Consider the following 23,501-nt stretch of genomic DNA (forward strand, 5'->3'; position numbering starts at 1 on the left):
CTGTCCGATGTGTCTTGTGTTACACCGGTCGCCACTGGAGGTGGGTGTTGTTCCGATTGCTGGAGACCGCCGTCCGCGTCGAACCGCTGCAAGGAGACGGTCTCACCAACGTCCTGCACCTCGTGACGCTCGCCGACGGCCGCAAAGCCGTGCTGCGGCAACCGAAGGTGGCGCGCGACCTGCCGAAGTTCGTCGTGCCCGGCGCGCCGGAGGTCCTCGCGCACAACGGCCGCGGTGACGTGCTGGTCGAGTACGTCGAGGGCCGGACGCTCGCGGACGCGCTGCCGGTCTCCGCTGAGGTCTGGGTCAGCATCGGCCTCGCGTTCAAGAAGATCCACGAGGTCGGTCTGCTGCACAACGACGTGAACCTCTACAACATCATTGTCGGAGAAGGGAAAGCCACGCTCATCGACTGGGACAACCCCGGTCAGGGCAATCCGCTCGACGAGCTGGCGGCGTTCGAGGAACACCTCTACCTGCACGGAACCGCGCTGCCTCAGGCGTTCTGGATCGGTTACGGCTCGATGCCGGACCTGGAGTTGCTGCGCGTGCACCGGATCGCGGGCTGCATCGGCTGGCTCGCGAGCGAGGACTGGCGCGAGTGGGAGGCCGACGCGACGCTGCGGCCCGAGCTGCTGGCCAGGGTCCGGAACTGGCGGCGACTTCTCGCGAAGTGGCTCGCCGACCAGCTCCGGACCGACCTCTCAACGGCTCAGGTTGCGGTACTTCAGCACCGAGAGCGGCCAGAAGATCGCCACGAACACCGCCGGCCACAGCACCGCGAGTAGCAGCGAGTTCTGCGCGGCCCACGAGTCACCGCCGACCCCGGGGTTGCCGAACAGCTCCCGCGCCGCCGCCACGGTCGACGACAGCGGGTTCCACTCCGCGACCACCCGCAGCCAGCCCGGCATCAGCTCCGGCGAGACGAACGTGTTCGCGAACATCGTCAGCGGGAACAGGAACATCCACGACGCCTGCGCCGCCTCCGGCTTGACCAGCAGGCCGAGGTAGATGCCGATCCACACCAGTGCGAACCGCAGCCACAGGAACAGCGCGAACGCCACCAGCGCGTTGAGCAGCCCGTCGTGGAACGACCAGCCGATCACCAGGCCGCACAGCGCGAGCACCAGCAGTTCCAGCGACGAGTTCACCAGGTCCGCGATGCTGCGCCCGGCCACGACGCCGGTCTGCGACATCGGCGAGGCGCGGAACCGGTCCGTGACGCCCCGGTCGGCGTCCATCGACACCATCATCAGCGTGGTGCCGACACCGAACGCGATGGTCTGCCCGAACATGCCCGGCAGCAGGAACTCGATGTAGTCGCCGCCGCCGAAGACGTTCATCGCGCTGCCGAACACCAGCCCGAAGATCAGCACCGAGATGATCGGGTAGGCGAGGTTCGCGAACACCCTGACCGGCTCGCGCACCCAGTGGATCAGATCCCGTTTGGCGACGATCCACGAGTCGACCGCCGCGTACCTGACCGCGTTCACGCCCGCACCCCCAAGGAAGTAGAACCAGAAGTCGGGACGGCCTTGTGCCCGGTGATGGCGAGGAAGACGTCGTCCAGCGTGGGCCGGCGCAACGCGATGTCCTCCGCCTCGACCCCCTTCGCCGCCAGCGCCGACGTCACGCGGGTCAGCGCCGCGACCCGGTCGGCCACCGCCGCGCTCACCCGGAACGAGTCCGGGTCGACCTCGGCGTCCGGCCCGAGCACGGCCGCCACCAGCGGGAGCTCGTCGGCGTCGCGGACCACGACCTCGATCCGGTCACCGCCGAGTTTGGACTTGAGCTGGTCCGGCGTGCCGTGCGCGGCGACCCGGCCGGTGTCCATCACGACGATCTGGTCGGCGAGCTGGTCGGCCTCGTCCAGGTACTGCGTCGTGAGCAGCACCGTCGTCCCCTCCGCGACGACCCGCTTCACCTCCCGCCAGACCTCGCCGCGGTTGCGCGGGTCGAGGCCGGTGGTCGGTTCGTCCAGGAACAGCACCGAGGGCCGCGTGATGAAGCTCGACGCGAGGTCGAGGCGCCGCCGCATGCCGCCCGAGTAGTGCTTGGCTCGCTTGTCCGCCGCGTCGGCGAGCCCGAACTGCTCCAGCAGTTCGTCCGCCCGGTGCGCGGCCTGGCGTTGGGAGAGGTGGTAGAGCCGCCCCCACATGACCAGGTTCTCCCTGCCGGTCAGCACGTCGTCGACCGTGGACTGCTGGCCGTTCAACGCGACCTGCCGACGCACGGCCGGTGCCTCCCGCGCCACGTCGTGGCCCGCGACCTCCGCCCGGCCACCGTCCAGGCGCAGCAACGTGGCCAGGATGCGCACCGCCGTGGTCTTGCCGGCGCCGTTCGGGCCGAGCAGCCCGCACACCGTTCCGGCGGGCACGGCCAGGTCGAACCCGTCCAGCGCCCACTTCTTGTCGAATCTCTTGCGCAGGCCTTCCGCGAACACCGCGTGTCCCACGACTTCACCCCCGTGGCGTAACTGTGTACTTCGTAGACTAGGTGTACGTTGTACACGGTTCTAGGATTCACATGCAAGGAGTTTGTGAAGGGGGATGGGTGAAGAGCGATCGTGACCGGAGCGTGCGGCTGCTGTGGGAGCCGCCGGCCGAGCCGAGCAGGGGACCCAAGGCCGCGCTGAGTCAGTCGCGCGTGGTCGAGGCGGCGATCAAGGTGGCCGACGCGGAGGGCGTCGACGCGCTGACCATGCGCCGGGTCGCCGAGACGCTCGGCTTCACCACGATGTCGCTCTACCGGCACGTCCCCGGCAAGTCCGAACTGCTGGACCTGATGGTCGACGCGGTGTGGGGCGAGACCGAGCACACGCCGAAGGGCGAGTGGCGGGCCGGGCTGGAGTTCTTCGCCCGGCAGGTCTGGGCGATGTACCGCGCGCACCCGTGGATGCTCCAGCTCACGGCCTCCCGCCGGATGCCCGGCCCGCAGGCCATGACCCGCCAGGACGCGGCCTACGCGGCCGTCTCCGAGCTCGGGCTGGCCTCCGAGGAGATCGTCGCGGTGGTGACGACGGTGGCCCACTTCGTCGACGGCGTCGGCCGCACGATGGCGGACCGGGTCCGGGCCGAACGGGAGACCGGCGTGTCTGACGAGGAGTGGTGGAACGGCAGGGAGGCGCTCTGGGAGCACTTCACGCCGGACCGCCTGCCGATGATGACCCACATCTGGAACTCCGGCGGCTTCGAGCGCCCGCTCGACGAGTTCGAGTTCGGTCTCGCGCGGGTCCTGGACGGCCTCGCGGTGATCATTGAGTCCGAGGAACGACCGCTGGTTCGTCCACAGGCGTGCCTGTAGTCATTCAAGACACCTTGAGTCGTCCGATCGAGTGAAAAGGGCAGCTCAGGCGACGCGTGAAGGGTAGTTGGGCGGTTACGTAATGCCATTGTTATGCGCAATCAGAATGAACTCGTTCGCAAGCTGAACCGACCACTCCTATCTGCCCGTTTTCCTTCGTGACACCGTTTCGCCGCGGGGGTCGAATCGGGACGACGAGGAGGTCGTATGACAGCTGGCGCGCACGACGCGGTCACCCTTGGCTGCTACGCGCTCGGCGTTCTGGACGCGCACGAGAGTCTTGGCGTGGAGCAGCACCTTCGGGGCTGTCCGTCCTGCCGTGCGCAGGTCGCCGACTTCCATCGGATCCGAACAGCACTTGACGACGTGCCTCGTGAGGCATTTCTGCACGAGCTCGAGGACGACCTGCCCAAGCCTTCGGACCTGCTGCTGCAGCGCACGCTGCGGCAGATCAGGCAGGAGTCGGTCATTCCGCAGCAGCGGGAGGCCGTCCCACGCCCGAGAGCCAGTCCACAGGTGGTGGAGGACTTTCCTGAACCACAGCACGCCAAGCCCCGGCGCTGGCCGGGGTACCTCGCCGCAGCGGCGGTAGCCGCTGTGGTCGCGTTCGGGGGCGCCGCCGTGTTCATGCAGAACCAGGCACCGGACACCAGCATCGCCTCCACTCGCACGGGTGAGGGGACGGCGGGCACGATCAAGCTGGTGGCGGAGATAGCCCCGTCGTCGCAGGACCGCTACCTCGTGACGGCGAACATCGACGGACTGCCCACCGCGCAGAAGTGCAAGCTGATCGTGGTCGGCACGGACGGCACGAAGACCGAGGCCTTCGCCTGGACCACGACCGACAAGCAACGGGTCGAGGGCTCCAAGGTGCGGGGCATGGTCAGCGTCTCGCCCGACAAGGTCAAGTCGATCTCGGTGGAGAACGCCGAGGGCAAGACGTTCGTGGTGGCGAACCTGTAAGGGCGGAAACAGACGAAGGGCCCGGATTCTCAGAATCCGGGCCCTTCGAGTTGCATTGGTGTAATTAGCGGTGCGAGTCCGTTCCGGGCTACATCGTTCCGGGCTACATCGTTCTGGGCGACCCCACTAGAGGGCCTGCAATGTCAGCCAGCCGCCGACGACGATGACCATCGCGGCTGTGCCGACCGGTGCGTAATGCGACAGCAGGCGGGTGGCACGGCCGTCCAGGATTCGCTCGACGCGATCCCGCGCCTTCACGAGCAGAAGCCCGACCGCGGTGAGCGTGCCGGCCATGCCGACGCCGTAACCGACGACCAGCAGGACGCCGAACCACGTGCGGCCCAGGGCCATCGCGCCGAGCAGGACCACGAGGGCGGACGGCGAGGGGACCAGGCCGTTGGCCGCGCCCATGCCGATGAGGCTCGCGCGGCTGTAACCGTGACCGTAGCCGTGCCCATGACCGTGGCCATGTCCGTGGCCATGTCCGTGCCCATGTCCGTGCCCATGACCGTGGCCATGGCCGTGTCCCGTCAGAGCTCCGGCGAGCGCGGGCTCGCGGGTCGTCGACAGGGCCGACCGCAGCAGCATCACGCCGATCACCGCGATCAGCACGCCGCTGACCAGCCCGAGCCAGCGCAGCACCTGCTCACCGGCCAGCGCGCTCGACGCGCTGATGCCCAGGCCGAGGACCAGCACGCCACCGGTGTGCGTGGCCGTGACCGACGCACCGACGATGAACGCGTCCTTCGGCGTGCCCTGGCGTCCGGCGAGGTAGGCGGCGATGAGCGTCTTGCCGTGACCGGGCAACGCCGCGTGCGACGCGCCGAGCACCAACGACAGCAACAAGGCCAGGAACCCGAGCCACGGCGTGAGGTCGTCGCTGCCCAGGATGTCGTTGAGCTTGGCCGCCGTGACGCTGAACGACTGGATCGGGGAGCCGGTGGCGATCTTCGGCTCGGACCCGCTGCCCGGTTCGGCGCTGAACGCGACGGAGCGGACGTCCATCGGGCTGCTGAGCAGGTCCTCCGGGTACGTCCGCAGTTCGTCGCTGATGCTCTCGGTCGGCACCGGCGAGTCGGCGAGCCTGATACCGGTGCCGGCGGCGGTGATCTCACGCCAGCCGACCCGGTCGGCGTTCGACTCGTCCGAGAACTCGAGCCTGGCCGGCCGGTCGAGGTCCACCTTCGCGGTGAACTCGCAGACCAGCCGGGTCGTGCTGAGGTCGGCCTGGCCGACCGGGTGTTCCTTGGTGGAGCTCGACAGCGTCCAGGAGATCCGCCGGCCGTCCACAGTGGAACGGTCTGTGCGGGACACCTCGTCGCACCACTGCTTCGCGTCCCGCGTCCGCAGGTTCTCCTGCAGCGTCGGGATCTCCGCCACGTCGACCACCGACCGCAGGTCGATCCGGTCCGGGTGCAGGTGCAGCCCGTGGTAGTGGTTGACGCTGAAGTTGCCCAGCGGGTGGGCTGACGCCTCGCCGTTGATGAAGAAGATGCCGGCGAGCAGCAGAGCCGCCACCAGGACGGGCCGCACCACCCAGCTGGACAGGCTCACCTGCCGCCTCGAAGCTCCGCGAGCTTGCGGCCTGCCTTGAGGGACTGGAGAGGGGAGAAGTTCGCGTTCAGCGTGAGCGCCTGCACCAGCGCCTCCTGCGCCTCGGCGACCCGGCCGAGCGCGGCGAGGATCATGCCGCGGTGGTAGGAGAACGTGGCGTTCTGCCAGCCCAGGCCGACCGCGCGGTCGGAGTAGCTCAAGGCTTCGGCGTCCCTTCCGTTGACGTGCAGGGCCCAGGCCATCGCGTCGGCCACGAAGACGCTCTGCCGGCGGCTCCACTCGGCTTCCGCACGGCGCAGCGCCTGCATGCCATCACCTCGGTCTGCGGCGACGAGGGCCGCGGCCAGATCGTCGGAAGCACCCTGGGACTCCATCAGTCGTTGCTGTTCGGAGAGCACCGCGTGCTGCTGGGCGGCTTCGGCGGCCTTGCCGTTGGCTTCCAGCAGCTCCGCGTACTCCTGCAGGTACTGGGGCAGGGGCGCGCGCGCCACGAGCCTGCGGTACGAGTCGAGGGCCACCGGGACGTCGCCCCGTGCCGCCGCGACCTTGGCCATGCCTTGAGTGAGAGTCATGTCGTCTCCTCTCGCCGCCAGTCCCTGCTCGTAGTGCTCAGCGGCTTCGTCGAGCCGGTTGTGGTCGAACGCGAGTTCGCCCAGCCGGTAACGGCAGAACGCGATCTCCTCGGGCGTCGTGGAGGCCTTCAGCGCACGCTGCATCGCGTCGCGGGCTCCGTCGACGTCGCCGTGGAGTTCGAAGTGGAAGGAAGCACGGGCGAAGGACGCGGTGTTGGGCTTGAGGTCCAGCATCTTCTGCACCGCCTCCTGCGCGCCCGCGTCGTCGCCGAGTTGCGTCAACGCGTCCGCCAGCACGCCGTAGGCCTCCGCGGAGGCCGGCAGTGCGGCAATCGCCTTCTGGCCCCAGTCACGGGCCGTGGAGAAGTCGTGGCGGGCGTTGGCCAGCGTGCCCATGCCGATGGCGGCGAGGCCCGTGTCACCCGCGTTCTTCAAAGCCCCCTCGGCCTTCGCGTAGTACGCCGGGTCGGCCGTGACCCGCGCCAGCTCCACGTAGGACGATCCGAGCCGTGCCCAGGAGTCCTTGTCCTGGGGAAGCTCGTGCAGCCGCTGTTGCAGCCGGTGAACCACCTTGTGCATCTGGTTCTGCTGCGCCACGGCCGGAACAGGGGGCGCGCCCCCGGCCCTGCTGTCGGCAGGACCGGAGGCGGCTAGGTGGGCAAGCGCCGCGGTGACCAGGAGAACCACCGCGACGGCCTGCCGTTGTTGGTACTTCACTTCGAGTGCGACCCGTACTTGCGGATGTGCTGCTGACGCTTGCGCCACAGGAGGAAGCCGACGCCGAACACCGCCGCGGAACCGACCGCCGTGGTCATGGCCATCGGATCGATGTCGCCGATCTTGCCGACCGGGTTGACCGCGACCTCGGCGGTGTTGCCCGAGGCGTTGACGGCCGTGCCGTTGCGCGGCAGGCCCACGTACGGGAAGTTCGCTTCGAAAGGCTGGTCGTTCGCGTCGACCTTGTCACCCGTGGCGAGCGCGTCGACGAGCTTGCCGGACGCCGCCGCACCCTCCATCGCCTGCACGGCGATGTCCACCACGTCGTCGGTCAGGCGACGGCCGTTCGGGAAGCCCTGCGTGTCACCCGCGAGCAGACCCAGGCGGTTCGGGTTGGGGTTCGGGTCGATCATCATGTTCAGGCGCAGCATCTCGCTGGGGCGGAACCGCCGCGCGTCCACGTCCTGGTTGTTGACCTGCGAGTTCAGGTCGGCGTTGATCTGCGCGCCGAGCTTCTTCGTGATGCCGGTCAGGAAGATCTCGGCCAGGTCGTCGCGCTGGCCCTTCGGCGCCGGGATCTTGTAGATCGCCTCGACGAGCTTCGGCAGCTCCGGGTTCACCACCCGGTCCACGAGCTCCTTCACGCCGGCGTCCTGGTCGGGGCGCAGGCCGTTGAACGCGTCCTTGAGGCCCGCAGGCGCCACGACCTCGTTCACCAGCGGGTTGCCCAGCCGCGAGACCTGCACGAAGTCACCCTGCGGCTCCGCCTTGCCCGGCGAGAGCTTCAGGCTGCGCTTCTGCGTGGTGCTCCAGATGCCGATGTTCGGGTTGCGGTGGTTGTCGTTGCGCAACGCCAGCGCGTTCTTCGGCAGCTGGATCGCGATCGTGTTGACGTTGTAGCCGCGCAGCGTGTCCTGGCCGACCTCGCTCAGGTTGCCGCCGTAGAGCAGGTCGAACACCCGCAGGTCGGCGAAGAACGCGTCCTCCGACGGGCCCACGTAGACCTTGCCGCCACCCGCGATCTGCGTGACCGCCTGGTCGCGCAGCTTCTTGAAGTCCGGCATCGACGCCGGGCCGTTCGGGGACGGCGCGACCGGGGCGTTGTTCACCAGCTTGACCTTCTGGCCGTTCTGGTAGATCGCCTCGAGGTTGTAGCGCTGCCGGAACAGCAGGTTCTCGTCGTCGAGCGAGTCCACGACACCGTTGGCGTACAGGAACGTGGCGTTCTTGCGCCGGTCGTCGGTCTCGAACGTGAACCGCAGCGTGACGTCGGGCCTCGCGTCACCGTCGTTGTCGACGTTGAAGTCGTACTGCGCGTCCTCGGCCCACGGGAAGAAGTTCGGGCCGCCGTTGGGTTCCTGGAACCCGGACCAGTTGCCGACCAGCGTCACGGTGTCCTTGTGGTCGGGACTCACGAACGCGTACAGGTCCGTGTTGTCCACGGCCGGGTCACCCGCGATGAGCGGGGCCTCGCGGTGGGACGACGCCGTGGCGTTGGTTCCGCCGAACATGGCTGCGTTCAGCAGTGTGGCGGCCACCAGCGCGGCCGCAGCCACCTGGCCGCGCCGACCGCTGAGGGCGTGCGGTGATGACATCTTTGGGCAACCTTTCGGAGAAAAGACGGGTCAGTCGCTGTCGTGTCGGGCGCAGTCGGTCAGGCGCTGTGCATCAGCAGCGACGGTTCGCTCGAATGGCTGGAATGACTCGGGTGCTCGCTCGTCCACCTCGCCTGGGTGAAGTCGCGGATGCCCTCGACGAGCCGTTCGACGTCGTGCTCGGGACGCACCACCAGCCGCGCGAACTTGCTGGTCATGCCGAGCTTGTTGCCGCACTCGCGGATGAAGACCTGGTGGCGCGACAACAGGTGGTCCCTGAGCTCGCGGCCGTCGATGCCGCCGCCGAGCTTGACCAGCAGGAAGTTGGCCTGCGAGGAGTAGACGGTCAGGTCCGGGATGCGCGAGAGCTCCATGCCCATCCGGTACCGGTCCCGTGACAGCAGACGCAGGCTTTCGGCGTACTCACCCTCGTGCTCGGCCAGCATGAACACGACGGTCTCCGCCAGGGAGTTGAGGTTCCACTTCGGCAGGATCTGGCGCATCTTCCCGGCCAGACCGGGATTCGCGACCAGGTAGCCGAACCGGATGCCGTGCAGGCCGAAGTTCTTGCCGAGGCTCTTCAGCACGACCACGTTGGGCCGGATGGACGCCTCGGCCGCGACCGACGGGTTGCGCTCGACCTCGACGAAGTCGATGAACGACTCGTCGATCACGACCAGGTCCAGGTCGGACAGCTCGTCCATGAACCGGATGATCTCCCTGCGCGGCAGGTACCCGCCGTCGGGATTGTTCGGGTTGCAGATCACGGCCACCTTGCTGCCGCGAGCGCGGATGAACTTGATGTACTCGTCGACGTCCAGCTCGAAGTTGTTGCTCTCCTGGAGCAGGAACATGTCGACGCGCTTGTTGGTCTCCATGTGCTGGTCGGTCCAGCGGCCGAACGTGGGGATCGGGATCGCGATGCTCTCGTGGACCCACATGTGGTCCATCCACGTGATCAGCTCGGTCGACCCGTTCGACATCGCGATCGTCGCCGGGTTCAGGCCGAGCACGGTGCTCAGCTGGGCCGCGATCTTCGACGAGTCGCTGGGGTAGAACTTCAGCACCGCCTCGAGGTTCTTCGACAGCTCCTCGAACATCTGCGGCGTCGGGAAGTACGGATTGCACGGGATGCAGAAGTCGACGAGCTCACCCGCACCGGTCCGCGACAGCTCGAAATAGGACGGGCTGTGCGCGGTCTGCTGGAAGAGACCCGAGTCCACACCATGCCGCACGCGACCACTCCGTCCTTCGATCCGTTTCCGACATCGGGGCATACGTGCCGATGTTCACCACGGTTCACGGGTCCGTTTCGGGAAGGTCTCGGAAAGGTCTCGGGCGCAACCTCGCGGCCTCCCGTCACCGACCAGCCGGGCAGGTGCATTCGAGTCCACATAGGACGGACGGATCGCGCTGATCCGGGCCTCCGGGTTGCGTGTGCGCGTGCTCGGGTAGCCCTCCTCGAGGCCCACTCGCGCGCGTGACGTTCGCCAACCGGTCTCGTTTGGGCCAGTTTTGGGAGCTTTCGCAGCTCAGAAGGGGTGTGAACGCCGTTTTCGGTGCGCCACGTCCCACTATTCGGCGCGGTTTCCACTTCCGTGACGGGCGTCCTGCGAAAAATTGTCAGTGGGGACGGATACCCTGCTGGCAGTCCGCACACGATCAGGGAGCAGTACCCGTGACCGCAGAGACCCTGTACGGGGCCGACGACCTCACCCACCTGGAAGGTCTGGAGGCCGTACGCAAACGGCCAGGCATGTACATCGGGTCGACCGACAGCAGGGGCATCAACCACCTCTTCAGCGAGATCGTCGACAACTCGACCGACGAGGGCGTCGCGGGCCACGCGAAGAAGATCGTGGTCACGCTGCACGCCGACGGCAGCGTCCAGGTCGACGACGACGGCCGCGGCATCCCGACCGACGTGCACGCGAAGTCCGGTCTGTCCGGTGTGGAACTGGTGCTCACCAAGCTGCACGCCGGCGGCAAGTTCGGCGGCTCCGGCTACAAGACCTCCGGCGGCCTGCACGGCGTCGGCGCCTCCGCCGTCAACGCGCTGTCGCACCGCTACGACGTGACGGTGCGCCGCGGCGGCAAGGTCCACGAGATGTCGTTCGCCCACGGCGTCCCCGGTGTCTTCGACGGCCCCGGCCCCAAGGCGAAGTTCACCCGCCAGGCGGGCCTGCAGGTCACCGGCAAGATGAAGCGCAACGAACCGACCGGCACCTCGACCCGCTACTGGTACGACGCCCGCTACTTCGAGAACGGCGCCGCGCTCGACGTGGACGTGGTCCGCCAGAAGATGCGCAACACGGCGTTCCTCGTCCCCGGCGTCACCTACGTCCTGCGCACAGCGCTGGAAGACTCGATCTCCGAAGAGGTCTTCCACTACCCCAACGGCCTCACCGACATGGTCGACTACCTGGCCCCCGCGGGCGACCGCGCGGTGTCCGGCACGATCGTGATCACCGGCACCGGCACCTACTTCGAGAACGCCGCCGACGAGAACGGCGTGATGCGGTCCAAAGTGGAGCGTCAGGCCGAGATCGAGGTGGCGCTGCGCTGGGGCACCGGCTACGAACGCACCGTCGAGTGCTTCACCAACACCATCCGCAACATGCACGGCGGCACCCACCGCCGCGGCTTCGACCGCGCGGTCGTGAAGTCCGTCCAGGACGCCATCTCCAAGACCCGAGGGCTCCTGAAGCCCAAGGAGGAGATGCCGACCCTCGACGACGTGCTCGAGGGCATGACGGCCGTCGTCCACGTCCGCATCCCCGAACCGCAGTTCACCTCGCAGACCAAGGACGAACTCTCCACCGCGGGCATCACCAAGGTGCTGCAGGGCATCGTCGACGCGCAGGTCCGCGCGTGGACCGAGGACCGCAAGACCAAGGTCGAGGCCAAGACCGTTCTGCAGAAGGTCGTCGACGCGTCCCGCGTCCGTCTGACCCAGAAGCAGCAGAAGGACGCGGCGCGGCGCAAGACGGCTCTCGAGGGTGCGGCGATGCCGGCCAAGCTGGTCGACTGCCGCACCACCGGAGTTGCTCGTTCTGAGCTGTTCCTGGTGGAGGGCGACAGCGCGCTGGGTTGTTTTGTTGGCGAAACGCGGGTCGCGCTGGCCTCAGGGAAGTCGCTTTCGTTCCTCGAACTCACCGAGGACTGGAGCCGAGGTGTCACGCATTTCGGCTATGCGACCAACAAGGCAGGCAGGGTCGTCGTCGTTCCCCTGGTCGAGCCGCGGCTGACGAAGAAGGAAGCACCGCTGGTCCGCGTCACGCTGGACACCGGTGAGTCCGTGCGTTGTACGCCGGACCACCTGTTCCGGCTCCGCGACGGCTCCTACCGCCGCGCGGACGCCCTGCAGGCCGGCGACTCGCTGATGCCGCTCTACCGATCGGTGTCTTCGAAGGCGGAGGGTCACAAGCTCGACGGCTACGAGCGGATCTGGATGAACGACCGGCAGGAATGGGTCTACACCCACTACCTCGCCGACGCGTACAACCTGCGCCACGGCTTCGACAGCACCGAGGACGGCAACGTCCGGCACCACGTCGACGTCGACAAGCGGAACAACGACCCGCGCAACCTCAAGCGCATGACGTGGGAAGCCCACGCCGCGCTGCACGCCGCGATGATGGGCGAGCACGTGCACGCGGGCTACCGCGCATGGCTGGCGGCCGGGGGCACCGAGTTCAAGTCCGCGATGCTGTCCGAACAGTGGAAGAACCCCGAGTTCCGCGCTTCCTGCCTCACCCGTCTCGCCGAGCGCAACCAGGACCCGGAGTTCCGCACTCGCATCGAGCAGGGCTTCCTCGACTGGTACTCGGCACTCAGCGACGAGGAAAAGACGGCGTACGCCGAGCGCCTGCGCGCGGTGCAGGCCGAGTACTGGGCCAAGCCCGAGCACCGTGCTGCCGCCGCGGAACGGGTCCGGGCGTTCTTCGAGCAGCCCGGCAAGCGTGAGGAGTGGAGCGAGCGCTCACTGGCGCAGTGGCAGGACGAAGAACTGCTCGCGTGGCGTTCCCGCACCACGATCGACCAGTTCTCGGACCCGGCAGAACGTCAGCGCCAACGCGAGGCGGTCGTCGCCTGGCACGAGAACAACCCGGAGTTCGGCCGCGAGCACTCGGCTCGGATGAAGCAGCGGATGGCCGACGTCTCCACCGGCCACCTGGAGAAGGTCCAGAAGGGTCGCCGCCGCTACGTGGAGTCGACTCCCCGCGCTGAGCGCGTCGCCAAGCAGGTCGATGGCCGCCGGATCGCCGCACTCAAGCGGATGGCGCCGATGCTGGACACGCCGTCGAACTTCGAGCTGGCGCTGGCCTACGAGCTCGACCGCAAGGAGAACGCCAAGACCGGCTTGAAGTTCCTCAAGGTGCTGGCGCACTACGACGACGACTTCGCGCGGCTGCGCGAGGCGGCGTCGATGGTGAACCACTCGGTCGCGTCCGTAGAGGTGCTGCCGGAGCGCGAGGACGTCTACGACCTCACGGTCGACGGCTACCACAACTTCGCCCTCGAAGCCGGTGTGTTCGTCCACAACAGCGCCCGCATGGCGCGCGTCTCCGAGTACCAGGCGCTGCTTCCCTTGCGCGGCAAGATCCTCAACGTCCAGAAGGCCTCCCTCGCCGACACCCTGCGCAACGCCGAGATCGCCTCCATCGTCCAGGTCCTCGGCGCAGGCACCGGCCGCACCTTCGACCTCCCGCAGATGCGCTACGGCCGCGTGATCCTGATGGCCGACGCGGACGTCGACGGCAGCCACATCCGCACGCTGCTGATCACCCTGTTCGCCAAGTACATGCGCCCGGTCATCGAGGACGGCCGCCTCTACGCGGCCATGCCCCCGTTGCACAAGGTCATGACCCGCGGCCGCAACCCGGAAACGCACTTCACCTTCACCCAGCGCCAAATGGAACAGAAGGTCGCGTCGCTGGAAAGGGCCGGCAAACAGGTCGTCACCCCGGTGCCACGATTCAAGGGCCTCGGCGAAATGGACGCGGACGAGTTGTGGGACACCACGATGAATCCCTCGACCCGTTCGGTCCGCCGCATCACGATGACCGACGTCGAAGCCGCCGAGGAAGCCCTCGAACTGCTGATGGGCGAGAAGGTCGAGCCGCGCCGCAACTGGCTCGTCGAGTCCGCCGCCAGGGTCGACCAGTCGGCCATCGACCTCTAAGCCTTCTTCCAGAGACAGACGGAGTCACGAAGTCATGGCACGCCGCAAGGGACCCACGACCAAGGTCGACCCAGCCGCGTTCGACAAGGCCGGCGCCAAGGTGCTCGACAACTCGCTGAAGACGGAGATCGAGGACTCGTACCTGGAGTACGCGTACTCGGTCATCCACTCGCGGGCGCTGCCGGACGCGCGGGACGGCCTCAAGCCGGTGCACCGCCGCATCCTGTACTCGATGCACGAGCAGGGGTACCGGCCTACGCACGCGTACGTGAAGTCGTCACGCGTCGTAGGCGACACAATGGGCAAGTTTCATCCACACGGTGACACGGCCATCTACGACGCTCTCGTCCGTCTGGCACAGGACTTCAGCCTCAACGAGCCCCTGATCGACGGCCACGGCAACTTCGGTTCCCCGGACGATGGACCGGCCGCGAGCCGATACACCGAGTGCCGCATGTCCCCGGTGGCGATGCAACTCGTCGGTGAGCTGAACGAGGACACGGTCGACTTCCGCCCGAACTACGACGGCTCGCTGCAGGAACCGGCCGTGCTCCCCGCCGCGTTCCCGAACCTGCTGGTCAACGGCACGTCCGGCATCGCGGTCGGCATGGCCACGAACATGATCCCGCACAACCTCCGCGAGATCGTGGGTGCGGCGCGGTGGCTCATCAACCACCCCGGCGCCGACCTCGACAAGCTCATGGAGTTCGTGCCGGGTCCCGACCTGCCCACGGGCGGCATCCTGCTGGGGCTGGACGAGGTCCGGAAGGCCTACGAGACCGGTCGCGGTGTGGTCCGGATGCGTGCCAAGGTGGAGATCGGTCCGCTGGAGGGCAGCCGGGGGCGTCAGGCCATCACGGTCACGGAGCTCCCGTACGGCGTGGGCTCGGAGCGGATCGTCGAGAAGATCACCGACGAGGTCAACAAGTCCAAGCGCCTCACGGGCATCGCGGACGTGAAGGACCTGACCGACCGCGAGAACGGCATCCGTCTCGTCATCGAGTGCAAGGTCGGTGTCAACCCGCAGGCGCTGCTCGCCGACCTCTACCGGCTGACGCCGATGGAGCAGTCGTTCGGCATCAACAACCTGGTGCTGGTCGACGGTCAGCCGCAGACGCTGGGGCTCAAGCAGTTGCTGGAGGTCTTCCTCCAGCACCGCTACGAGGTCGTCACGCGGCGCACGAAGTTCCGGCGCCGCAAGCGCGAGGAACGTCTGCACCTCGTCGAGGGCCTTCTGCTGGCCCTGCTGGACATCGACAAGGTCATCAAGCTGATCCGGGGCAGCGAGAACGCGGCTGCCGCCAAGGACGGCCTGATGAAGCAGTTCAAGCTGTCGGAGATCCAGGCGACCTACATCCTCGACACGCCGCTGCGCCGCCTCACCCGGTACGACAAGATCGAGTTGGAGAACGAGCAGGACAAGCTCCGCCAGGAGATCGCGGAGCTCAGCGCGATCCTGGACGACGAGGGTGTTCTAAAGAAGCTGGTGTCGTCCGAACTCGCCGCAGTGGCGAAGGACCTCGGCGGCGAGCGGCGGACGAGCCTCATCGACGGTGACCTCAAGGAGGTGCTGGCGGCGTCGAAGCCGGCCGGGCCGCTGGAGGTGGCGGACGATCCGTGTCAGGTGATCCTGAGTGCCGCCGGTCTCGTCGCGCGGACCGCGGCGGAGTCGGAGGAGGCGTCGGAGGGCAAGCGCCGTGCGGGTCGTGTGAAGCACGACGCCGTGCTGGCGATGGTGCACTCCACGGCGCGAGGCCAGGTCATCCTCATCACGAACCGAGGCCGGGCGTTCAAGACGGACGTGCTCCCACTTCCCGTGTTGCCTGAACAGAGCGGCACGGTCTCGTTGCGCGGCGGTATGGCAGCGAGTGAGCTGGTGCCGCTCGACAAGGGCGAGAAGGTGGTGGGCATCGCGCCGCTCGACCCGAAGGACTCGCCGGGCATGGCGCTCGGCACGAAGCTCGGCACCGTCAAGGTGTGCGTGCCGGAGTGGCCGGTCCGCTCGGACGAGTTCGAGGTCATCTCGCTCAAGGACGGCGACGAGATCGTCGGCTGCACCTGGCTCACCGATGGCAGCGAGACGATCGCGTTCGTCAGTTCCGACTCGTCACTGCTGCGCTACGACGCGAAGCTCGTGCGGCCGCAGGGCCTCAAGGGTGGCGGCATGGCGGGCATCAACCTGAGCGGTGACGCGTACGTGGTCTTCTTCGGCGCGATCCGCACGGACGACGACGAGCACGGCGAGCCGATGGTCGTCACGTCGTCCGGTCTGAGCGTCAAGGTCACGCCGTTCAGCGAGTACCCGGCCAAGGGGCGCGCGACGGGCGGTGTGCGGTCGCAGCGCTTCCTCAAGGGCGAGGACCATCTGGTGCTCGCGTGGATCGGATCCCGACCGGCAGGCGCGGACGACAAGGGCACGCCGGTGGAGTTGCCGGCCATCGACCCGAGGCGCGACGGCTCCGGTCACGCGCATCCCGGTCCGGACATCATCGGGCACCTGGTCGAACGCGACTAGCGGCTCGCGGCCGGTGGGGCAGGGCGACCTCCTCACCGGCTGCTGCCGCACGTGCTGCCGGGGAGGGAGCCGTGCCCGACCGACCTGAGATCGTCTGCATCTGCGGCTCCACCCGGTTCGTGGACGAGATGAACGCGGCGAACCGTGATCTGACCTTCGCGGGTGTCATCGTGGTCGCGCCGGGCGTCTTCCCCCGCATCGAGGCAGACGAGTCGGTCACCGGCGAGCAGAAGGCCGCGCTGGGTGCTCTCCACCTGCGCAAGATCGACCTGGCCGACCGGGTTCTGGTCGTCAACCCGGGCGGGTACGTCGGCGAGTCCACGCGTAGGGAGATCGAGTACGCCCGCGCCGCCGGCAAGCCGATCTCGTTCACCGATCCCATGTGAAGGCCACCGAACGACACCACCGCTGATCCGGACCATGGCAGCATTCCGCCATGGTCCGCACGACTCCGCCGCGCCCGGTCGATCTCACGGCACACCTGCCCGCCCTGGCGCCACTGGCCCGCACCGCCGTCCGGTTGCATCCCCGCCCAGGCGAACCAAGTGCGGCGGACAGTTCATTCGGTGGTCCGCTCCTGTGGCCCGCGGGCGAGGCGTGGCCGACGTGTGCCGCGCACATCGGTTCCTTTGTGGACGGTGCGACCATTCCCGATGTGCTGGCACGGCGGCGAATCCTGACGGAGGCGTGGGCCCGCCCGCGTGAGCGCGGCGTGAACCTGTTGACCCCGGAGGAGAAGGTCGTCGTCGACCGGGTGGACGAGGGCACGCAGATGGCTGTCGGCGGGCCTGTTCCATTGGTGCCCGTGGCCCAGTTGTACGCGCGGGACGTTCCTGGTCTTCCCGGTCCTGGCGGTGCTGATCTGCTGCAGGTGTTGTGGTGCCCGTTCGACCACGAGGACGACGGTTACGTGCCGAGCACCGCGCTGCGCTGGCGGGTCGCGGCCGAGGTGACGGACGTGCTGGTCGAGCCTCCGGCGCCGGTCCTGGTCGACGACAACTACCTGCCGCAACCCTGTGTGCTGCACCCGGAGGAGGTGACCGAGTACCCGGCTCCGCACTGCCTGCCCGAGGACCTGCGGAAGCAGGTGCGGGAGTGGGAGGAGCGGGAGGGGACGCGGTACCAGTACGACCTGTCCGTCGCCCCCGGTTGCAAGGCCGGCGGGTACGGGCCGTGGAGCTTCTCCGACCCGTTCCCGATGTCCTGCGACGACTGTGGCGCTGCGGTCGAACCGTTGCTCACGATCGCGAGCAGCGAGTGGGACGGCGTGGAGAGCTGGCTGCCCGTCGAGGACGCCGGGGTCGAGCACCCGCCCTACCCGGCCGCGACCGAGCCGACCATGCTCAGCATCGGGCGTGGCTACAACCTGCAGCTGTACACGTGCGTCGCGTCCGCCGAGCACCAGCACGTCACGAACATGCAGTGACGCTCTAAAGACCGAAACCGCCGGACACCTCGACGTTCTGCGCGGTGATCCATCGGCCGTCGTCGCCTGCGAGCGCCGCGATGGCCACCGCCACGTCACCGGGCTCGCCGACGCGGCCGAGCGCGGTCTGGGCGGCCAGCGCGGGGATGAATTCGGGGAACTTCTCGAAGGCGTCGTCGCCCAGCCTGGTGCGGGTGGCGCCAGGGGAGACGGAGTTGACTCGGATGCCTCGCGGGCTGAGTTCCTTGGCCAGGTAGCGGGTGAGCACCACCAGCGCGCCCTTCATGGTGGCGTACCCGGAGTAGCCGGGTTCGGGGCTCTCGGTGGAACTGCTCGTCGTGTTGACCACGGCGCCGCCGTCCGCGAGGAGCGGGAGCAGGGTCTGGGTGAGGAAGAACGGACCCTTGAGCAGGACGCGGTAGAACCTGTCGAACAGCTCCTCGGTGGTGTCCGGGAAGAGGGCGGTCTGGGCGAAGCCCGCGTTGTTGACCAGGACGTCGAACGTGTCTCGTTCCCACCCGCGCAGCACCTCGGTGACCCCGTCGCGGAACGCCTCGAAGGTGTCGCTGCGTCCGGTGTCGAGGTGCAGCGCGGCCGCCTTGCCGCCGTTCTGCTCGATGGCCGTGACGGCCTGCTTGGCGCCTGCCTCGTTGGAGCTGTAGGTGAGGATCACCGCGGCGCCTCGCCGGGCGAGTTCGACGGCCGTGCTCCAGCCGATGCCCGAGCTGCCACCGGTCACGATCGCGACTGACATGTTCCTACCGCCTTCTTGGTCTGCTTGGTTTTCGATGAACCAAGCAGACCAGTCAGGGCAGTGGTTGCGGCAGATCGGAGCTATCGCGTTCTTGCCTGATCCTCTTCTGGTGTGCCGAACCTCTACTGGCACACGGTGGTCATCGCCTCGGTCAGCGCGTTCGCGTGCAGCCGGTCGAGGCGGTGCCGCACGACCGCGGACCGTTCCGCGATCTCGGCCTGCACCTCGCAGCGGAGCGAGGGGTGGCGGACCCGCTCGGTGTCCTTCAGCTCGGCCAGGAGGTCCGTGGTCAGCCGGTCGGGCACGGGGCGGACCTCGGTGGCCAGATCAGGGCGCTTCGTCGGCGCTTCACCGGGATGCGTGGTCCAGCGCTCGTACAGGCCGCGCTGCACGAACTTGTTCGCCTCGATCTGGGCGCGGAAGAACCGCGCCGCGTTCTCGGGGTCGAGGTTCAGCGCCACCGCCTTCGTGCGCACGCCGTCGAGCACGACCTGTTCACGCGCCGGGTCGTCAATGGGCTGTGTCGTGCCGAACTTGGCCGCTGCCACCAGATCCGCGATCTGGACGCGCCGCACGGCCAGGTCGGTGAGCTCGCCGAGCTGCCCCACGGGCGCGATCGGACCGAGCGACGTCGCCAGGGTGAGCGCGACCGCCATGATCTTCATTTCCGCAGGATGCCACGTCGGCCGGTGCCGACGCGGCATCTCGCGGGTGGTCACTCGATGTGCAGGCTCTGGATCTTGGCCTCCGTGACGATGCGCTCCGCCTCGTCACGGGCGACGTTGCGCAGCTCGGCCAGCGCCCGCATGGCTTCGGCCCGGCGGGCCGACATCGCGAGCCGGAAGTCCTCGCGGATCCCGTCGCGCTTCTCGGCCGCCTCCTCGTCGAGCCGGCGGGCCCGTTGCTCGGCCTCGCCCACGATCATCAGCGCCTTGAGCTGGGCGTCCCGCACGACGTCACGGCGCTCTTCCTCGGCCAGGGCGACCATGCGGGCGAGCCGTTCCGGCAGGCCCTTCGGGTCGATCGGGGTCAGGCAGATGCGGTGCAGGCCGTCCTGCAGGGCGGCGTTCTCCTCCTGGACCGTGACCAGTCTGGCGGCCAGGGCCTCCGCTCGGGCCTCCGAGGCGTCCCGGTCGGCCGTGACCAGGCGAAGCTCGGCTTCCAGCTCGGCGACGTAGTCGTCCACCTCGTCGCGGTCGTAGCCGCGCCAGCGCAGCCCGAACCACGTGCGAAGGGGTACGAGCTCTGTCCTGCTGTCGACACTCACTGCCGTCTCCTCTGCCTCCCGCGAGTCAGTCTTGACAAGGGGTACGTACGGGGCGCGGCATCGGTTCTAACGGGTTCACCAGGCACAATGTGGAGGTGACCAACAAACTGTGCCCCTGCGGTACCGGTCAGTCCTATGTGGACTGTTGCGGTGCGCTGCACTCCGGGGCCCGCAAGGCGGCCACCGCGGAGCAGTTGATGCGTTCTCGCTACAGCGCTTTCGCCGTGTCCGACGAGGACTACCTGCTGCGCACGTGGGCCGCGAAACACCGCCCTTCGAGCGCCGGGATCGACTCGACCGACCGCTGGTTGAAGCTCGAGATCCTGTCGACCGAGAACGGCGGGTTGCTCCAGGCCGAGGGTGTGGTGGAGTTCCGGGCGCACTACGTGGGCGGGGTCGTGCACGAGCGCAGCAAGTTCGTCAGGGAGAACGGCCAGTGGGTGTACGCGGAGGGCCTGGAATGAGCAGCGTGATCGTCGCGAGCAGGTTCAACGGGCCTCCCGGCATGGGCAACGGCGGCTACTCCGCCGGTCTGCTCGCCGCGCACGTTCCCGCCGCCACTGTGAGCGTCCGGCTGCGCAAGCCGGTGCCGCTGGACCGGGAGATGCAGGTCAGGGACGGTCAGCTGCTCGACGGCGAGGTCGTGATCGCCTCCGCCGAGCCCGCCGCGCTCGACCTGGAGGTGCCCGCCGCGCCGACCCTGGACGAGGCGCTGAAGGCCTCCGCGAAGGTTCCGTGGCGCGACCGGCACCCGTTCCCCACCTGCTTCGGTTGCGGCCCGGACCGGGAGGACGGCATCGCCGCGCTGCTCGGCCCGCTCGACGGCCGCGACGAGTGGGCCGGGGTCTGGACGCCGACCGGGATCCTGCCGAACGACGGGGTCAGCGTGCTGCCGGAGATCGTCTGGGCCGCGCTCGACTGTCCGTCCGCGCAGCCCGTCGCCCCGGACGGCGGCCCGGCGTTCGTGCTCGGCACCTTCGTCGCGCAGGTCGAGCGGCCGGTCGCGCTGGGTGTGGACCACGTGCTCCTCGCGTGGGAGCTCGGTAAGGAGGGACGCAAGGCCTACTCCGCGTCCGTCATCATCGGTCCTGACGGAGTGTGCGGACGAGCACGCGCCGTGTGGGTCTCGATCGGATGAGATCAAAGAACCCAGCTGGGTGACGGAACTACGGCGCGTCTTGATAGCGTGCACGACCGTTGCCCGATTAAGCCGAAAGGGCGAGTGACCGGGATGGCACGGAGGTGATCAGGCGCTTGTTGGGCCGACGTGCCGCCGCCCAAGGCGACCAGCAACCACAACAGACCCAGAGTTCTGGCCAGAGCAGTTTCGGAGTTCAGACCATCACGAGCACCGACCAGGACATGGACCTGTATCCAGTCGAGCAGCCGGCGGCCGCGATCCCGCAGCCGGACCCGGTACCCCAGAGGACGCCGTTCGCGGCGAACTCCGTCGGGTCGACGCTCGTCATCTCCGCTCCCGAGGGCCCGAGTCAGGGCGCCACGGGACTGGCCCGCGCGCTCCCGGCCGACCAGGGCCGGACCGTCGTCGTGGTCGATTTCCCGAGCGGGGACCAAAGCACCTTCTGGCCGCACGTCGTGACGGCGCTGCACGGCCGCGGGCCCGTCCGGCTCGCGGTCTCGCACGCCGGCACGATGCGGCCGACCGCTCCCGCCCAGTGGCTCGCCGAGCAGCTGCAGGCCGAGGTCGTGGCGCCGGACGGCGTGCTGACCACGGTGCCCGGTGCCGCGTTCGTCGTCGGCACTCAGGGTTACGGCAGCTGGGTGCGGTTCCAGCCGAACGCGTCCCCGATGCCGTTCGGCCGCCGCTTCCCGGTGCCGCAGTGGGAGGCGATGGACCCGAACTCGCCGTGGCCCACGGGCGAGGTCGGCGTCTCCGAGCCGATCCCGAGCGGGCTCTGGCTGCGCGCGCAGCAACCCCCGTTCGACCCGGCCGCCCAGGACTCGCGGCCGATCGTGGCGCTGCCGTGCCGCGACAACGTGCTGACGGTCGTCGTCGGCGGGCCCGGCCAGTCGTCGATCCCGATCGACGAGGTGTGCCGCCTGCTCACGGCGCTGCCCCAGGCGGCCCGGTCGCGCGTGCGACTCGTCCCCTACGGCATCGACGCGAGCATCGGCAGCCTCGTCGCCGACCAGATCGGCGAGCCGATCGCGATGTTCACCGGCATCCCGGTGGGCAACCTGCGCGGCGGCGGCCCGGCGGTGATCGCGGTCGACCCGCGCGGCCAGCAGACGTGGCGCCCGTTCGTCACCGAGGTGCTGTGCGTGCCGAACGAGTCCGTGCCCGTCGTCTCGGGCTACCGGACGCCGGTGCAGGGCCTGACCGAGGTCTCGTCGGGCGTGTTCGCACTCGGCGACGGCGTCGTGCTCGAAGTCGTGCCCTCCGGCCTGTGGGTGCGTGAGCAGGACGAGCCGTACAACGCGGCCGAGGTGCGCACACAGCCGTTGGACCCGGAGTGGGCACGTCTGACCGTGGGCACGCCAGGGCGCACGACGCCCGGCGCGGTCGCGGTGCACGGCGCTGCTCTCGTGGAACGCCTCGAGCCCGAGGTGCGCAAGCTCCTGCGCCTGGTGTTCTGCGACTCCAAGGTGATCGCACCGCCCCCGCCTCCGCCCACCGCACCGGTCGTCTCAGCGAGTTCGCCGGCGCACGCGCTGTCGACGCGGGACTCGTCCGACAACGGCAACGGCTTCTTCACCCCCGTCACGCCCGCCGAGCCCGAACAGCCCGCGTACGCGAGCATGGGCGCCGGTCCGGCCATGTCGTCCGTGACGTCGCACGCGCTGGACGACCCGGACGAGGCCGCGTTCCCGTCGGACGACCCGGACTTCGCGCCGGTGAGGTTCCGCGTGGACGGCCCGCTGCCGTTGCAGCCGCTGGCGACGTGGGAGGCCCAGCCGGAGAACGACGGCGAGCGCGAGTTCATCGACGCGGACCACAGCAGCTCCGACGCCGAACGCGACACGGTCCGCCGTGCCCTCGGCGAGCGCTACGGCGTGCACGCGGCGACGGTCGTCCGCCTGCTCTCCCAGCGTCCGGACGCGGAGGAGGACCCGGCCGCGTTCGAGGCCATGGTCACCGACCTCACGGCGTTGCTGGCGTGCGTGTCGCAGGACGAGGACATGGTCGTCGAGACGCTCCGCATGGGACGCCTGGGCCGGTTGCGCCCGTACGTCGCGTGCATCGTCTCGGGCATGAACCGCCTGCCCGTGCACAGCGGCGTGGCCACGGTGTGGGGCGTCAGCGGCCAGACCGGCCCGCGGCGCTACCGCAGCGGCGACGTCCTGGTCGAGCACGGCCTGCTGGACGCCGTCGCGAACCCGTCCCAGCGCGTCGGCGGTGTCACCGAGTACCTGATCTGGTCGGTCACCGGCCGCCGGGTCGAGGTCGCCGACCGCGTCGCCGTCGCCACCGAGGAACGTGTCCTCTTCGCGCCCGGCACGCCCTTCCGGGTGCTGGCCGTGGCCGACGCCGAGGGTGATCACCCGCAGCAGGTGCTGCTGCAGGAGATGGCCGGACCGGCGTCGGACCAGGAGATCGCGGGAATGCGCCCGAGCGTGCTCTCCCAGCTGGAACGGGCGGCGGCGAACCTGCGCGTCCTCCCGGTCTCGCACCAGGTGACGGCCTGAAC

19 protein-coding genes are annotated in these 23,501 nt (G+C 68.7%); 10 read left to right on the top strand and 9 right to left on the bottom strand.

Annotated features, from left to right (window positions below; all coding sequences use genetic code 11):
* Nucleotides 1-47 precede the first annotated feature (47 nt).
* Complete coding sequence (locus PV646_RS27650; RefSeq protein WP_500345187.1) at nt 48-788, top strand: hypothetical protein; 741 nt, start codon at nt 48-50, stop codon at nt 786-788.
* On the opposite strand, the gene PV646_RS27655 is transcribed toward PV646_RS27650, so the two are convergent.
* Complete coding sequence (locus PV646_RS27655) at nt 705-1,493, bottom strand: ABC transporter permease (RefSeq protein WP_500345188.1); 789 nt, start codon at nt 1,491-1,493, stop codon at nt 705-707. The two genes, PV646_RS27650 and PV646_RS27655, sit on opposite strands and share 84 nt — an antisense overlap.
* On the bottom strand, nt 1,490-2,455 hold the full coding sequence (locus tag PV646_RS27660) for an ATP-binding cassette domain-containing protein (RefSeq protein WP_500345189.1): 966 nt from the start codon (nt 2,453-2,455) through the stop codon (nt 1,490-1,492). Before PV646_RS27660 ends, PV646_RS27655 begins: the two co-directional genes overlap by 4 nt.
* A gap of 98 nt (nt 2,456-2,553) precedes the next feature.
* Here PV646_RS27660 and PV646_RS27665 point away from each other — a divergent pair, with 98 nt between their 5' ends.
* Both PV646_RS27665 and PV646_RS27670 read left to right on the top strand, forming a co-directional pair.
* Complete coding sequence (locus PV646_RS27665; RefSeq protein WP_500345190.1) at nt 2,554-3,303, top strand: TetR/AcrR family transcriptional regulator; 750 nt, start codon at nt 2,554-2,556, stop codon at nt 3,301-3,303.
* Between the two features lie 207 nt (nt 3,304-3,510).
* Nucleotides 3,511-4,266 (top strand): anti-sigma factor family protein, encoded by a 756-nt coding sequence (locus PV646_RS27670; protein ID WP_500345191.1) that lies wholly within the window; start codon nt 3,511-3,513, stop codon nt 4,264-4,266.
* Nucleotides 4,267-4,392: 126 nt separating this feature from the next.
* On the opposite strand, the gene PV646_RS27675 is transcribed toward PV646_RS27670, so the two are convergent.
* The 4 genes from PV646_RS27675 to PV646_RS27690 are packed head-to-tail and all read right to left on the bottom strand — an operon-like array spanning nt 4,393 to nt 9,939.
* Nucleotides 4,393-5,820 carry a nickel/cobalt transporter gene (locus PV646_RS27675; RefSeq protein ID WP_500345192.1) on the bottom strand — a complete coding sequence of 476 codons (1,428 nt, stop codon included), beginning with the start codon at nt 5,818-5,820 and terminating at the stop codon, nt 4,393-4,395.
* The gene (locus PV646_RS27680; RefSeq protein ID WP_500345193.1) at nt 5,817-7,109 is read right to left on the bottom strand and encodes a tetratricopeptide repeat protein; all 1,293 of its coding nucleotides are present in this window, start codon (nt 7,107-7,109) and stop codon (nt 5,817-5,819) included. Before PV646_RS27680 ends, PV646_RS27675 begins: the two co-directional genes overlap by 4 nt.
* Nucleotides 7,106-8,704, bottom strand: coding sequence for a DUF4331 domain-containing protein (locus PV646_RS27685; protein ID WP_500345194.1), 1,599 nt, complete (start codon nt 8,702-8,704; stop codon nt 7,106-7,108). The genes PV646_RS27680 and PV646_RS27685 overlap by 4 nt, the downstream gene beginning before the upstream one ends.
* A 59-nt stretch (nt 8,705-8,763) precedes the next feature.
* Complete coding sequence (locus PV646_RS27690; RefSeq protein ID WP_500345195.1) at nt 8,764-9,939, bottom strand: pyridoxal phosphate-dependent aminotransferase; 1,176 nt, start codon at nt 9,937-9,939, stop codon at nt 8,764-8,766.
* Nucleotides 9,940-10,382: 443 nt separating this feature from the next.
* Between PV646_RS27690 and PV646_RS27695 the strand changes: the two genes are divergently transcribed.
* The 4 genes from PV646_RS27695 (at nt 10,383) to PV646_RS27710 (ending at nt 17,830) form a co-directional block, all read left to right on the top strand.
* Nucleotides 10,383-13,889, top strand: coding sequence for an ATP-binding protein (locus PV646_RS27695; protein WP_500345196.1), 3,507 nt, complete (start codon nt 10,383-10,385; stop codon nt 13,887-13,889).
* A 34-nt stretch (nt 13,890-13,923) separates the two neighbouring features.
* Complete coding sequence (locus tag PV646_RS27700) at nt 13,924-16,404, top strand: DNA gyrase/topoisomerase IV subunit A (RefSeq protein ID WP_500345197.1); 2,481 nt, start codon at nt 13,924-13,926, stop codon at nt 16,402-16,404.
* Nucleotides 16,405-16,475: 71 nt separating this feature from the next.
* A complete protein-coding gene (locus PV646_RS27705; RefSeq protein WP_500345198.1) occupies nt 16,476-16,790 on the top strand; it encodes a hypothetical protein in 315 nt (104 codons plus the stop codon).
* Nucleotides 16,791-16,840: 50 nt separating this feature from the next.
* On the top strand, nt 16,841-17,830 hold the full coding sequence (locus PV646_RS27710; RefSeq protein ID WP_500345199.1) for a hypothetical protein: 990 nt from the start codon (nt 16,841-16,843) through the stop codon (nt 17,828-17,830).
* Between the two features lie 4 nt (nt 17,831-17,834).
* On the opposite strand, the gene PV646_RS27715 is transcribed toward PV646_RS27710, so the two are convergent.
* The 3 genes from PV646_RS27715 to PV646_RS27725 all read right to left on the bottom strand — a co-directional run bounded on the left by PV646_RS27715 (nt 17,835) and on the right by PV646_RS27725 (nt 19,851).
* Nucleotides 17,835-18,584 carry an SDR family NAD(P)-dependent oxidoreductase gene (locus tag PV646_RS27715; RefSeq protein ID WP_500345200.1) on the bottom strand — a complete coding sequence of 250 codons (750 nt, stop codon included), beginning with the start codon at nt 18,582-18,584 and terminating at the stop codon, nt 17,835-17,837.
* 122 nt (nt 18,585-18,706) lie between these two features.
* Nucleotides 18,707-19,249, bottom strand: a complete 543-nt coding sequence (gene aroQ, locus PV646_RS27720) for a gamma subclass chorismate mutase AroQ (RefSeq protein WP_500345201.1) — start codon at nt 19,247-19,249, stop codon at nt 18,707-18,709.
* Between the two features lie 50 nt (nt 19,250-19,299).
* Entirely contained in the window at nt 19,300-19,851 is a 552-nt protein-coding gene (locus PV646_RS27725; protein WP_500345202.1) for a DivIVA domain-containing protein, read from the bottom strand.
* A gap of 95 nt (nt 19,852-19,946) precedes the next feature.
* Here PV646_RS27725 and PV646_RS27730 point away from each other — a divergent pair, with 95 nt between their 5' ends.
* The 3 genes from PV646_RS27730 to PV646_RS27740 all read left to right on the top strand — a co-directional run bounded on the left by PV646_RS27730 (nt 19,947) and on the right by PV646_RS27740 (nt 23,499).
* Complete coding sequence (locus tag PV646_RS27730; protein ID WP_500345203.1) at nt 19,947-20,315, top strand: YchJ family protein; 369 nt, start codon at nt 19,947-19,949, stop codon at nt 20,313-20,315.
* A complete protein-coding gene (locus PV646_RS27735; RefSeq protein ID WP_500345204.1) occupies nt 20,312-20,989 on the top strand; it encodes a hypothetical protein in 678 nt (225 codons plus the stop codon). Before PV646_RS27730 ends, PV646_RS27735 begins: the two co-directional genes overlap by 4 nt.
* A 224-nt stretch (nt 20,990-21,213) precedes the next feature.
* Nucleotides 21,214-23,499: a hypothetical protein gene (locus PV646_RS27740; protein WP_500345205.1), complete on the top strand. Its 2,286-nt coding sequence runs from the start codon at nt 21,214-21,216 to the stop codon at nt 23,497-23,499.
* Nucleotides 23,500-23,501: the final 2 nt, after the last annotated feature.

Source organism: Streptomyces sp. ID05-26A, assembly GCF_033794685.1.
In the GTDB taxonomy this organism is placed as follows: domain Bacteria; phylum Actinomycetota; class Actinomycetes; order Mycobacteriales; family Pseudonocardiaceae; genus Lentzea.

What these genes read in the sequence shown, in the direction of transcription:
- PV646_RS27670 (WP_500345191.1), top strand. Translation starts at nt 3,511, where the DNA reads ATGACAGCTGGCGCGCACGACGCGGTCACCCTTGGCTGCTACGCGCTC.
- PV646_RS27685 (WP_500345194.1), bottom strand. Translation starts at nt 8,704, where the DNA reads ATGTCATCACCGCACGCCCTCAGCGGTCGGCGCGGCCAGGTGGCTGCG.
- PV646_RS27700 (WP_500345197.1), top strand. Translation starts at nt 13,924, where the DNA reads ATGGCACGCCGCAAGGGACCCACGACCAAGGTCGACCCAGCCGCGTTC.
- PV646_RS27710 (WP_500345199.1), top strand. Translation starts at nt 16,841, where the DNA reads ATGGTCCGCACGACTCCGCCGCGCCCGGTCGATCTCACGGCACACCTG.
- PV646_RS27715 (WP_500345200.1), bottom strand. Translation starts at nt 18,584, where the DNA reads ATGTCAGTCGCGATCGTGACCGGTGGCAGCTCGGGCATCGGCTGGAGC.
- aroQ (WP_500345201.1), bottom strand. Translation starts at nt 19,249, where the DNA reads ATGAAGATCATGGCGGTCGCGCTCACCCTGGCGACGTCGCTCGGTCCG.
- PV646_RS27735 (WP_500345204.1), top strand. Translation starts at nt 20,312, where the DNA reads ATGAGCAGCGTGATCGTCGCGAGCAGGTTCAACGGGCCTCCCGGCATG.
- PV646_RS27740 (WP_500345205.1), top strand. Translation starts at nt 21,214, where the DNA reads ATGGACCTGTATCCAGTCGAGCAGCCGGCGGCCGCGATCCCGCAGCCG.